The 11,973-nt window shown below is 70.9% G+C and carries 11 protein-coding genes and 2 pseudogenes; 7 read left to right on the forward strand and 6 right to left on the reverse strand.

Features of this window, described 5'->3' with window-relative positions:
- The first annotated feature begins 2 nt into the window (after positions 1–2).
- Positions 3–545, forward strand: a complete 543-nt coding sequence (locus tag ACFCV8_RS02000) for a GNAT family N-acetyltransferase (RefSeq protein WP_376683294.1) — start codon at positions 3–5, stop codon at positions 543–545.
- 217 nt (positions 546–762) lie between these two features.
- Here the strand turns inward: ACFCV8_RS02000 and ACFCV8_RS02005 are convergent, their stop codons facing one another.
- The 3 genes and pseudogenes from ACFCV8_RS02005 to ACFCV8_RS02015 all read right to left on the reverse strand — a co-directional run bounded on the left by ACFCV8_RS02005 (position 763) and on the right by ACFCV8_RS02015 (position 3,734).
- Positions 763–1,872: a trypsin-like serine peptidase gene (locus ACFCV8_RS02005; RefSeq protein ID WP_376683295.1), complete on the reverse strand. Its 1,110-nt coding sequence runs from the start codon at positions 1,870–1,872 to the stop codon at positions 763–765.
- 58 nt (positions 1,873–1,930) lie between these two features.
- Positions 1,931–2,790 (reverse strand): annotated as a pseudogene (locus ACFCV8_RS02010) (transposase); the annotation flags it as partial.
- An 83-nt stretch (positions 2,791–2,873) separates the two neighbouring features.
- Entirely contained in the window at positions 2,874–3,734 is an 861-nt protein-coding gene (locus ACFCV8_RS02015; protein WP_376683364.1) for an alpha/beta fold hydrolase, read from the reverse strand.
- Between the two features lie 105 nt (positions 3,735–3,839).
- Between ACFCV8_RS02015 and ACFCV8_RS02020 the strand changes: the two genes are divergently transcribed.
- Positions 3,840–4,667, forward strand: a complete 828-nt coding sequence (locus ACFCV8_RS02020; RefSeq protein WP_376683296.1) for an SDR family oxidoreductase — start codon at positions 3,840–3,842, stop codon at positions 4,665–4,667.
- Between the two features lie 429 nt (positions 4,668–5,096).
- On the opposite strand, the gene ACFCV8_RS02025 is transcribed toward ACFCV8_RS02020, so the two are convergent.
- The 3 genes from ACFCV8_RS02025 to ACFCV8_RS02035 all read right to left on the reverse strand — a co-directional run bounded on the left by ACFCV8_RS02025 (position 5,097) and on the right by ACFCV8_RS02035 (position 7,199).
- Positions 5,097–5,822 (reverse strand): dienelactone hydrolase family protein, encoded by a 726-nt coding sequence (locus ACFCV8_RS02025; RefSeq protein ID WP_376683297.1) that lies wholly within the window; start codon positions 5,820–5,822, stop codon positions 5,097–5,099.
- Between the two features lie 681 nt (positions 5,823–6,503).
- On the reverse strand, positions 6,504–7,010 hold the full coding sequence (locus ACFCV8_RS02030; protein ID WP_376683298.1) for a GNAT family N-acetyltransferase: 507 nt from the start codon (positions 7,008–7,010) through the stop codon (positions 6,504–6,506).
- Positions 7,011–7,022: 12 nt separating this feature from the next.
- On the reverse strand, positions 7,023–7,199 hold the full coding sequence (locus tag ACFCV8_RS02035) for a hypothetical protein (RefSeq protein ID WP_376683299.1): 177 nt from the start codon (positions 7,197–7,199) through the stop codon (positions 7,023–7,025).
- Positions 7,200–7,520: 321 nt separating this feature from the next.
- Between ACFCV8_RS02035 and ACFCV8_RS02040 the strand changes: the two genes are divergently transcribed.
- The 5 genes and pseudogenes from ACFCV8_RS02040 (at position 7,521) to ACFCV8_RS02060 (ending at position 11,967) form a co-directional block, all read left to right on the forward strand.
- Complete coding sequence (locus ACFCV8_RS02040) at positions 7,521–8,033, forward strand: tetratricopeptide repeat protein (RefSeq protein WP_376683300.1); 513 nt, start codon at positions 7,521–7,523, stop codon at positions 8,031–8,033.
- A 6-nt stretch (positions 8,034–8,039) separates the two neighbouring features.
- Positions 8,040–8,582: pseudogene (locus ACFCV8_RS02045) on the forward strand (IS630 family transposase); the annotation flags it as partial.
- Between the two features lie 44 nt (positions 8,583–8,626).
- Positions 8,627–9,463 carry a class I SAM-dependent methyltransferase gene (locus ACFCV8_RS02050; protein WP_376683301.1) on the forward strand — a complete coding sequence of 279 codons (837 nt, stop codon included), beginning with the start codon at positions 8,627–8,629 and terminating at the stop codon, positions 9,461–9,463.
- 618 nt (positions 9,464–10,081) lie between these two features.
- On the forward strand, positions 10,082–11,170 hold the full coding sequence (locus ACFCV8_RS02055) for a Dyp-type peroxidase (protein ID WP_376683302.1): 1,089 nt from the start codon (positions 10,082–10,084) through the stop codon (positions 11,168–11,170).
- Positions 11,170–11,967, forward strand: a complete 798-nt coding sequence (locus ACFCV8_RS02060; protein WP_376683303.1) for a family 1 encapsulin nanocompartment shell protein — start codon at positions 11,170–11,172, stop codon at positions 11,965–11,967. The genes ACFCV8_RS02055 and ACFCV8_RS02060 overlap by 1 nt, the downstream gene beginning before the upstream one ends.
- The last annotated feature ends 6 nt before the right edge of the window (positions 11,968–11,973 follow it).

Raw genomic sequence — 11,973 nt, forward strand, 5'->3', positions numbered from 1 at the left:
CGATGCGGCCACCGACGCACACGGCCCGTGCGAAGACGGCCACGTTCCCCTGCCAGGATCCCCGCAAATCTCCGGGACCGCCACCGCGTCCCGACGCGAAGAGGCCGACGGACGCCGACCCGGCCGCAATCGGGTACCACCGGGCCGAAGCCCGGCGCCCCGGCGACCGTACAAACCTCTCCGCGCCTACATTTACGCATAGCCGGAAACCGGACCCCCTGCCCGAAAGGCCCACGATGACCATCGAGATCACCGACTCCCCCGACACGCGTCGCTACGAAGCCCGCGTGGACGGACGGCTCGCCGGCTTCGCCGAGTACCTGCGCACCGCTGAGAGCGGGCTTGTCGTCTTCACGCACACCGAGGTCGACCCGGAGTTCAATGGACAGGGCGTCGGCTCCGCGCTGGCCCGCACGGGCCTGGACGCCGCGCGGGCGGACGGGCTGCGGGTGCTCTCGGTGTGCCCGTTCATCACCGCCTGGATGGCCCGGCACCCCGACTATCAGGACCTCGCCTATCAGAGCCGCAGCAAGGTCGAAGACTAGGCCCGCTGCACTGTGGGGTTGTGACCCGCTGCCGCCTGCGTGGTGCGAGGCAGTGCACGCCGGCCCCGGACTGTCGCAGGGCGCGGGCGGCCCGGGGGCCGCTTACCCGCGCCACGCCACGCCATGCCGGGCACTGGCCCCCCCGGGGCCCGCCCGTATCCGGGTTCCGGCGGCGCGGGCCCCGGCCGAGGGGCCGGCCCGATCCGGACGGAAGGCCCTACCGCGACTGAGCCCAGTCGTAGAGGCGGTGGGCGCTGTCGCCGAGGCGCGTGGCGTAGAGCGTGGGCGCGGGCCCGCCCGCGAGTTCCTGGTCGGCAGTGGTGACCCCCACGACGGTGCCGGTGCCGGTGCGGGCGTCGAAGCGGGCAAAGTGCGGGCCGCCGCTCGACCCCGAGGACATGTCGCAGGCCTCACCCCACAGCAAGGGGACCTCGGGACCGGGGCGGCTGCTTCCCGCGCAATGGACCATACGGGATCCGACGTACTTGTCCGTGGGGTCGTTGAGCCCGTAGTTCGGGTACCCGAAGGAATGGACGAACTCGTCCTCGACGGGCTTGCCGAAACCGATTTTCTGGCTTCCGGTGACATCCTCGATCGAGCGGCCCCCGGCAGTGGCGTTCGCCACGAGGAGTCCCGTGTCGAAGCCGGCGGCAGCGACGTCCGACGATTCCGTGGTGTCCGGATCGGCGTTCCACCGGGAAGAGGTGGCCATGGTCCTGATGCTGAAGCCGCCGAGCGGCTTCGTTCCGTTGCGGTAGCCGGGCACGAAGTAGAAGTTGTGGTTCCAGGTGTCGTCGGCAGAAGGCGACCCGACGCTTCTCAGACAGTGTGCCGCTGTGATGACGGTGCTGCGGTTGGTGCTGGTGACGACCGTCGCGGTGCAACTGCCGTCGTAGCCGTCGGAGAAGGTGAAGAACAGCCGGCCGACGTTCTTCTCGACCGCCCCGCCGTGTGTCCACACGGCCCCGGGGTCCGGGGTGTTCCCGGGAAGCGGCCGGGGGTCGTCCGGCGTGTTGTCGTTCTCGGGCACGGGGGTGATTTCAGGGACCAGAGCCCCTGCCAGCTTCATCCGCCCGGGGGTCCAGTAGGTGTTGATCCGGTTGCGCTCCTGCGCGGTCGTGGCACCGGCGTGGGTGGTGATGGTGTCCGGTCCTGTCGCACCGGCGCCAAAGGACGAGGGCTCGGACGGTGCGGCGTTGGCGGCGGCGGTCGGTGCGAGCAGCGCGGCAACGGTCGCCGGAACGGCGAAGGCCGCGCCGATCGCGTGCCGAAGAGCCCTGCGGGTGCCGTCCTGGTGACCGCCTGGGCGGTGAGGAATTGTACGCATGCGCGAGAAAGTAGTGACGCGATGTCAGGAAGCGGTCAGAAGAGTGTGAAGGCGGTGTCCGAGCGGTCGGCCGACGTGCCGATGATCGTCTGGAGCCGCTCCTCGGGTTGGGAACACGGGCCGGGCAGGTGAGTTGAGCGCGGATGTTCCTGAACCCTCGGCGGACCCGGGCCGGAGTGAGCCGGTCGGAGGTGGTCGGCTTCTCCCGGGGACGGCGGAGGTCCGCGGCGGGCGGTCGGGCGAGCCGGAGCCGGGTGTGAGCGACGATCGGGAGCCGGGTCCAGTGGTCCGCCGCCTCGGGAGTCCGGAGCTTCGGAGTGGGCCGGCCCAGGGTCTGCTTCGCGAAGCGGAAGGTGTGCTCCAGATCGAAGCGGCGGAGAAATGCCTGCCAGGAGCGGTCCGCGTCGTCCGGGGTTGCGCCGGTCTTGGAGGACCCTGACCACACCGGCGGGGCGTCTCGGCCCTTCGTCAGATGCTCGACCTTCAACCGCATCGACGTCCCCTCGATCAAAGGCAGTTCCCCGTCGCGGTCGAGCCAGGAGGAGCAATGGGTGAGCCTTGGGCGGATCCGGTCCCATGCCTGGGCCTCAGCCTCGGCCTTGCCGTAACTGGTCGCGTCCGTGACCTTGGTGATCGCGGGCTCGGGCCGGGTCTCCGGCCTGGTGAAGCGGAATTCCGGGCCGTGCTTGGGCGGCCGGCCGTGGACGCCATGCATCCGCGGTGGATTCGGCAGCCGCATGCCGCGGTCCGAGCGGACCCGGCCGACCAGCTCGACCGGCAGGTCGCGCAGGACCCAGGCCAGGCCGGTGACGTCGTAGCCTGCATTGCTCACGGTCACAATGTCCGGGTCCCCGGCCTGCCACTGACAGCGGCGGTGAACCGTTCAACGACTCCTCGGAGCTGGTCGGCGGTGAGCGACGCGGTTCGAGACCCATTTCGACGCCGGACCCTCCGCGATGCCGATGGCCGAGGACGACGTCAGCCGGCGAACCGGCCAAACCCTAGGCGCCCACCGTGCCTTGCACGAATCGCCGAATGTGCCTGCGCACGGCGTCAGGCTGCTCCAGCCAGGGCTCGTGCCCAGCGCCCTCGATCCGCCTCAGCGGAAGATCGAGCCGGAGCGCGAGTGATTCAAGAGCCGACACAGGGCGGGGATCCTCGGCCCCACCAAGGAGCTCCGTTCGCGGGGGCAGGCACGCGCGCAACTCGGCCAGATGCGCATCGAGCGGGTCCGCGCGTCCTTGCCTGCCGAGTTCACCATTCATAGTCCAGTTGACGGGGCGACGATGCCGGCCGCTCCGCGCGGCCCAGTGCCACCCGCGTTCGGGATCGGCGTGGTCAGTGAACCAGGCCAGCGTGAGCAGCTCGACTTCCTGTTCCTCCGTGCGGTCCGGCAATTCCTGCAAAGCGCGCAGCCGCTCCTGCTGTGCCGCGGACATGCGGCGATCGCGCTCCGCTCGGTCCCCTGAGCGCCAATCGCCGACGAACGGCCCGCACATCAGCAGCATCGCGGCAACCCGGTCATGGTGCGCCAGGCAGAACCGGCTCGCCAGGTCGGTGCCATAGGAATGTCCGATCAGCACGGCCTTGGAAACGTTCCATGCGTCGAGCAGTTCGGCGAGATCGTCGACATGCCGGGCGAGGGAATGGCGCCCCCGCCACGGCGACCGGCCCGTGCCACGCTGGTCGTACCGGTACACGGGCGCAAGGTCCGCGACCATGGCGGCGACATCGCCCAGGTAGTCCGGCAGACCCGGACCGCCATGGAGCATGACTACGGGCGGCTGCCGGGTGGTGTCCCCCAGCGCTGTCCAGCGCAACTCAGCCCCGTCCGTCAACGACACGAGGCCCTGCTTCTCCATCAAGGTCACTGCCGAGAACCTACCGGTCCCACCGAGTCCCTGCCAAAGGCTGAAGAACAAGTTTCGAAGCCGGACCGGCATGAGGTTCCCCTACCGTTTCGCATCATGACGATCCTGATCATCGGCGGTAGCGGATTCCTGGGCGCCGAGCTGGTGCGCCAGGCGGCGACGGCCGGGAACGCGACGGCCGCCACCTTCGCGACCAAGCCCGGCAACGCTCCCGGAGTCGCGTGGCACGCCCTCGACCTGCGGGACCCCGAATGCATCGAGACGGTCATGGCCGAGGTCGGCCCGCGCTTCGTGGTCAACGCCACGAGCGGCGGGTCCGACTGGGCGGTCACGGCCGAGGGCCCCGTCCGCCTGGCGATGGTTGCGGCGAAGTACGGCTGCCGCCTGGTCCACGTATCCAGCGACGCGGTGTTCTCCGGAGCCCGCATCCACTACGACGAAAGCTGCCTGCCCGACCCTGTCACCCCGTACGGCGCGGCCAAGGCCGCGGCGGAGACCGGCATTCGTCTCGTGTGCCCGGACGCCGTTGTCGCTCGCACGTCGCTGATCATCGGCGACCGGAGGTCCGTACACGTACGTCTGGTGCACGATCTCGTGGCCGGCGTCCGCAGCGGTGCCCTGTTCACCGACGACATCCGCTGCCCCGTCCACGTAGCCGATCTGGCCGCCTCGTTGCTGGAACTCGCGGCCGGCGAGGCGAACGGCGTTCACCATCTGTCGGGGGCCGACGCCGTGAGCCGTCACGAACTCGGAGTCCTTGTCGCCGGACGTGACGGGCTCGACGCCTCCCGGCTCCGCTCGGGCCTGCGGGCCGCCAGCGGGCTTCCCGGAGCCCTCGACGTCCGCCTCGACGGTCGCACCACCCAGCACAACCTGCACACCACGTTGCGTGGTGCCCGCCAGTTCCTGACGACGGGGGTTTGACCGCCCCTCGAAGCGAAGCGCTCGACCGTACCCAGCCGGGCTGGCCGTACCGGACGTGGGCCCGGCCCCTGAGCCGTTCCGGGCAGCGCGGGTGAGCCGGCCGGCGTGTGCGGGTGTACGCAGGTGAGGTTCAGGGAGCGCCGCTGGGGTTGGTCTTGCTCAAATCCGCCTGTTTCTGGACCACTTCGTACTGACGTGACAGGGCATCGGCTCGGGGTGCGCCCGGCTCCGGGGCCGCTGTTGTCGTGGCCGTGGTTGTGGTTGTCGCCCCGATCCATGCCTTCCTCGGCAGCCGGCCGGCCACCCGCGTACGACGTACGCGCCCTGCTTGCACGGCCTCCGGCGCCCGGCGCCCGCCGCGCGAACCGGGCGTGCCGGAGCTGGACAAGGACGACGACGGGCAGGAGTGCGTATCAGGAGCCGCCCGGATCAGTCCGTGACGGACAGACACTCGGCGAGCAGGGCGACGATGTCACGCCAGGCTCGCTGCGCGTGCCGTGGGTGGTGGCCGACGCCGGGACGCACGGTGTGGTCGACCGTGGGGTGGTGGAAGGCGTGAAGGGCTCCTCCGTAGACCACGAGGCGCCAGTCGACACCGGCGGCCTGCATCTCCGCGGTGAACGCCTCCCGTTGCGCGGGCGGCATGATCGGGTCTTCCGACCCGACCCCGGCCCATACCGGGCAGCGAATGCGTGCCGCCTCGCCCGGCCGGCCCGTGGTCAGTGCGTTGACCGTCCCGATCGCGCGCAGGTCGACGCCGTCGCGGCCGAGTTCCAACGCGATCGCACCCCCGGTGCCGTAGCCGACGGCGGCGATCCGGTCGGGGTCGGACCGCGGCTCGGCGAGCAGCACGTCGAGCGCGGCGTGACCGATGGCGCGCATCCGGTCGGGGTCGGCGAGCAGCGGCATGCAACGGGCCAGCATTTCCTCCGGGTCCTCCACATAGCGTCCGCCATGGAGGTCGAAGGCAAGCGCCACGTACCCCAGCTCGGCCAGGGCATCGGCCCGGCGGCGCTCGACATCGCTGAGCCCCGTCCCCTCGGGTCCGATCAGGACTGCGGGCCGGCGCTCGGCACCGGCCGGAAGCGCGAGGTATCCGATCATCGTCAGGTTGTCGGCCGGGTATTCGACCGTGCGGGATGTGACCGTCGTCATGCGACTGGACGGTAATCTGCGTCGCGCCCACTCGGAGTGGTGTTCACCGATGGCAGACAGCAGTCCGCTCCCGAGCGCATCGCCCGGACGCGTCGACCGCCTGTCGGCAAACGATGGCGCAACCCGTCGGCCGCATCGTCCGCCTCACCACGAACGACGTCACCGACGACGGGACCACCGATACCGTCCAGTTGGAAAACCCGCCGTCCCCCACTGCCGGAGCCCGTCGCCAGCCTGATGCGGGCCTGCGTCCAGCCCGGCCAGCACCTGCCCCACGCCAGCAGCAGGAACTCACAGCGGCTCTTCCCCGGCCGCCGGCCGGGACAACCCGTGAACCGGTCAGCCTCCAAGCCCGTCCGGCGAGATCGGCGTGCCTCCGTAGCGCGGCAGGACCTCCGCGAACCGTCATCCCGTCCTCCGAGCCCCGGCCCCGCCATCGTGAGGGCACTCGGCTGCCACGGCAAGGCCACCACCCGCGTGGTCATCGAAGCCGGCGGGACCTGGAGCCGATACGCGCCCGGCGATCACATGCGGTGACCATCGCGAGTCGCCCCGCCAACGCCCCACACCACCGGTGCCCGCAAAGGGGGGTTCTTGGGCACGGAGTCGGCTCCGTGGGATCGACTCCGACTCGCGGCCTTGCCGTTCCAGGTTCCCTGGACGGGCAGGACGCCGAGCTGGTCAGCCGAGGGCGCGGCGGTAGCGCAACTTGTTGAGAGAGGCCCCACCGGTGGTGTCTTCCACGGCTGCGCCATCCGCGCGCCAGCCGGCGGCTTCGTAGAAGCGTCGGGCGCGGCGATTGTCTTCCAGGACCCACAAGGTGGCCTGTGCGTAGTCGGCCTGTCCGAGAGCCGTCAACGTGGCCAGCATCAAGTGCTTCCCGATCCCCGTACCCCAGACTTCGGGCATCGCGTAAAGCGTGCCGATTTCCGCGACGGCAGGGACCTCCTGAGATGGGCCGAAACCTGCGAATCCGACGATCTCCGCCTCGGTCTCGGCTACCAGTACTCCCGACATCGGCCATCGTGTCTCCGCGATGCGTTTCTTCCACGAGGACTCTTCGCGGGTTGGTTCCATCGCGTCGAGGTAGTGCTGGGGGACAAGACCGGCAAAGGCCGACTGCCAGGAGCGCACGTAGACGTCTGCGACCATTGATGCGTCATCAGGCCGTGCTCGTCGAGTCTGCATGACCGTCATTCTTCAAGTCACGTCAAGCCGGGCCAAGTTCTTTTCCCGCGGGCGATACCAGGTGCTCGGCCACCGGGTTCGCCGGTGGTCCAGCCGATCCGGCAGCGGTTTCATGGTGGGGTCATCGAGTAGGTGGACACATCCGGCCATGGTCGACCGCCGGTTGTCGAGATCGATGTCGTCGAGCATGAGCGTGCCGATCCTAGCGACTCGGGCGGCGTGCGCCGCGGCGAGGATGAGCGGTGCTGCGGGGTGGTAGCCGCCGCGACGGTCCGTTCGACCCGGGCGGGGACCAGCGGCTGCAGCACGCAGCTGACAGCGGCCCGGCCCTCGACGAGGCAGGCACCCGCATCCGCACCCGCATCCGCATCCGCATCCGCCGAGGAACACGCCCCCATCCGTCACAGACGCCGACGCTGCCGCGCCTGGCCGCCCCACAGGCAGGCGCCCGCGGACGAGGCTGCGTTATGGTGAGCCGATCTTCGGACCCGCACGCATGGGGGCGCAGCAGTGACGACCGACGTGACGCCCGAACTGGCCGAGGCGATCCAGCGTGGCTACGACCGGCGCGACCGCGCGAACATGGTGCCGACGATCGCCTACTTTCAGGCGCTGCTTGCCGAACACCCTGACCACCCGGTCCTCGTATACGAGGTGGGTGGCGCCTACGACACGGCGGGCGAGGAGGAGACCGCCCGCGGCTACTACGAGCGGGCGCTCGCCCTCGGCCTCGACGGTGATGTGCTGCGCCGGTGCCTGTGCCAGTACGCCAGCACCCTGAGGTGGCTGGGTGAGCTGGACGAGTCGCTGGCGGTGCTCGACCGTGCCCGCAGGGAGTTCCCCGACTCGGACTCCGTACGTGTCTTCCGTGCGCTGACCCTCAACGATGCCCGGCAACCAGACGAGGCGGTGGCCGAGTTGCTGGCCGTCGTCACCGGGCACGCCGAGGTCACCGACCTCGGGCGGTGGGCAGTCGGGCTGCGTGGCCTCGCCCAGTGGCTCGCCGACGGCCGGCCCGAATAGGAAGCAGTTGTCCCGCTGCGCCGCGTGCAGGGCCGTGTGATCCGGATCGGCCGTGAGGCGTCACGATGCCCGCACGCCCGTCGCGGCGTCACCTCCCAGCGCACCAAGACCTGGAAGGGATCCCCCGGGCCCCGAGCGTGACGCCAGGCTCGACCGGGTCGAGCACGTGCTGGAGCACTTCCCGGACCGGGTGTTTGCGTTCGACGAGTTCCGCCCGCTCGACATCCGCCCCGCCGCCGGAACCGGCTGGGCCCGCGCCGGCCGCCCCGAACGCCATCCCGCGACCTGCCACCGCACCCACGGCGTCCGATACTTCCGCGGCTGCTGCTCCGTCGGCGGCGACACCCTGTGGGGCGCGGCAGTTCACCATCGCCAACTCCGACCATCCCAACCGCACCGCGCAGACCCGATTCCTGCAGGCCTACCTCCGCCGGTGCGACGCGAACACCCGCCCCCGAGACGCTGGCCGCCCGACGCCGCGAACGCGCCCGTATCCGCGGTGAGAAGGGCATCCGCCGGGGTGGCCGAGGACAGGCAGCCGCTGCCTGAAACTGCCCGCACTCCCCCGGCGGCCAGGCACTACGGTGGGATGCATGTCCGAGCTCTCCGTGCGGGATTTCTACGACGATCTGGCCCGCGACTACCACCTGATGTTCCGGGACTGGGACGCGAGCATGGCCTACCAGGCCGAGGTATTGGGCGGGCTCCTGCGCGAATCCCTCGGCGCAGGACCCCACAGCGTCCTGGACTGCTCGTGCGGGATCGGTACCCAGGCCATCGGCCTGGCCCTGGCCGGGCACCAGGTCATCGGCAGCGACCTGAGCCCGGTCGCCGCCGCGCGCGCCGCCGCCGAGGCGGCGGTCCGGGGCAGCCGGCTTCCGGCCGCTGCGGCCGACATGCGCCAGCTGCCCTTCAAGGACACATCATTCGACGTCGTCCTCTGCGCGGACAACTCACTCGCGCACCTGCTCTCCGGGCAGGATCTCCGGGCGGCACTCCTCGGCATGAGACGGGTGCTCCGAGACGACGGACTGTTGATGATCACAGTCCGGGCCTACGACGAGGCGCGCCGGACCAGGCCCACGACGACACCTCCCCAGGTCACGGAAACACGCGACGGCCAAGCGATCACCTTCCAGCTGTGGCGCTGGCACGAAGACGGCGAGCGCTACGACCAGGAGCACTTCCAGCTCATCCCCGCAGGGAACACCTGGGATGTCCGAGTCCGCCGGAGCACCTGCTGGGCGCTGACGACGCCACAGCTGACAGAGTTCGTGGCTGAAGCCGGCTTCACCGACATCACCTGGCACAGTCCGGCCTCCAGCGGGTATTACCAGCCCGTGCTCACCGCGGCGCGCTCCCTCGGCGCAGTAGCCCGGACATCGGCTCCGCCCTGCCCGGCTTTCCGTTCGTCCATGCCGAACCGGTGAACGTTGCCGGTCGGAGCACTGGCCTGGCCTGGCCTGGCCTGGCACCGGCACCGGCACCGGCACGGACGACAGCGATCCCCTTTCAGAGGCCGGGTACGACGGCAGCCGGCGCAGACGACCGTCGCGTGGCTGCCGTGGCTGCGGTGGCTGCCGTGGCTGCGGCCGAACACGTAACAGGCAGGGCGGGGCCGTCCGCCGAAGTCGCCCCGGGGCAGGCGAGGCACCCGCTGACGAAGCTGCTCGCGACGACGACCTCTACCTCGAGCCGGTCGTGGAGACGGAGCACTTCTGCCCCCTCTGTTCTGTCCGCCCCCGGCCGCTGCAGCTCATGCTGCGGAACCGGCCCTCCCGCCGCAGACCGGACTGTCCCGGCCTCATTCCGTCAAGAGCTCCCGGGCCGTGCCCGGCGGATCGGGGCCGGGTGCAGCGCTGTCGTTCCTCGTCCTGCCCGACGGCTCCCAGGGTCCCGAGGAGACGCGGGCCCCGACCGGTGGTCCGTCGCCCGGGCGGGCGACCCGGGGTGCGGTGGCGGCGGGGCCGTGCGTAAGTAGCACCAGGCCCCTTGCCCGTGCCGTCACCGCCCTCGTCACCCGCCCTCGCCGCCCAGGGAGCTCCCGCATGTCCGACGCCACCCCGGAGCCCGCGGCAGCCGGTCCGGAGCCGGCCGCGGCCCAGCCGGTCGTCGCACCGCTGACCAGTGCCGCGCTGATCCTGGTCGCCACGATCGAGCCCGGCGGCGAGGCGGCCGTGCGCGAGGCGCTGCCGGATCTGGCGGCCTTCGCCCGTTCCATCGACTTCCGGTATCCGGAGGCGGGTCTGGTCTGTGTGAGCGGTTTCGGTTCCGAGGCCTGGGACCGGCTGTTCTCCGGGCCGCGTCCGGCGCTGCTCCACCCCTTCGAGGAGCTGCGCGGTGCCCGGCATCACGCGCCCGCCACCCCGGGGGATCTGCTGTTCCACATCCGGGCGGAGCGGATGGACGTCTGTTTCGCCTGGGCGAACAGGCTGCTCGGCCGGCTCGGGGACGCGGTGCGGGTCGTCGACGAGACGCAGGGGTTCCGCTATTTCGACCACCGGGACCTGCTCGGTTTCGTCGACGGCACGGAGAACCCGCTGGGGGACGACGCGCGTTCGGCTGCGCTGGTCGGTGCCGAGGATCCGGCGTTCGCGGGCGGCAGTTATGTCGTCGTGCAGAAGTACCTGCACGACCTGACCGCCTGGAACTCGCTGAGCACCACGGAGCAGGAGCGGGTCATCGGCCGTACGAAACTGGACGACGTCGAATTCGCCGACGACGTCAAGCCCGCCGATTCGCACGTGGCTCTCAACACCGTCACCGGCCCGGACGGTGCGGAACGCGACATCCTGCGCGCCAACATGCCGTTCGGCAGCTTCGAGCAGGGCGAGTTCGGCACGTACTTCATCGGGTACGCCGCCGATCCGGGGGTGACCGAGCAGATGCTCCGCAACATGTTCCTCGGCAGTCCGCCCGCCACCCACGACCGCATCCTCGACTTCTCGACCGCGGTCACCGGCACGCTGTTCCACGTCCCCAGCGCCGACTTCCTCGGCGCCCCGCCGCCCCCGCCGCCCCCGGCCGGAGCCGCCGCCCGGCCGGAGCCCGCGTCCGCGCCGGTCACCGCCCCGGCCCCGGCCCGGTCCGCCGACGGTTCGCTGCACATCGGCAGCCTGCACGAAAGCGCCCAGTGATGAACAATCTGCACCGCGAACTCGCCCCTGTCACCGATGCCGCCTGGGACCAGATCGAGGAGGAGGCCCGGCGCACCTTCAGCCGCCATGTGGCCGGCCGCCGGGTCGTGGACGTCACCGACCCGGACGGCCCCGGACTGGCGGCCATCGGCGACGGCCATCTCCGCTCCATCGACCCGCCCGCCCCGGACGTCATCGCGCGGGCCCGCACCTCGGTGCCGGTCATCGAGTGGCGGGTGCCGTTCACGGTGACCAGGTCGGCGGTGGACGACGTCGAGCGCGGATCGGACGACAGCGACTGGCAGCCCGTCAAGGACGCCGCCCGCACCTGCGCGTTCGCCGAGGACATGGCGATCATCGACGGGTACGCCTCGGCCGGCATCACCGGGCTGCGGGACGGCTCCTCGCACGCCCCGCTGACGCTCCCCGCCGACGCCCGCGACTACCCGGCCACCGTCAGCCAGGCGCTGACCCGGCTGCGGCTCGCCGGGGTCGACGGCCCGTACCGGCTGCTGCTCGGGGCCGACGCCTTCACCGAGGCCACCGAGACCTCCGACCACGGATACCCGGTGGCCACCCATCTGGGCAGGCTCCTGGACGACCAGATCCTGTGGGCGCCCGCCGTCACGGGCGGGGTGCTGCTGTCCACCCGGGGCGGCGACTTCGAGCTGTGCCTCGGGCAGGACCTCTCCATCGGTTACCAGGACCACGACGCGACGAGCATCCGGCTCTACTTCCACCAGGCGTTCACCTTCCGGATGCTGACGCCGGAGGCCGTGGTCCCGATCGTGGCCTGAGCCCGG

Source organism: Streptomyces sp. NPDC056347, assembly GCF_042262625.1.
Taxonomy (GTDB): domain Bacteria; phylum Actinomycetota; class Actinomycetes; order Streptomycetales; family Streptomycetaceae; genus Streptomyces.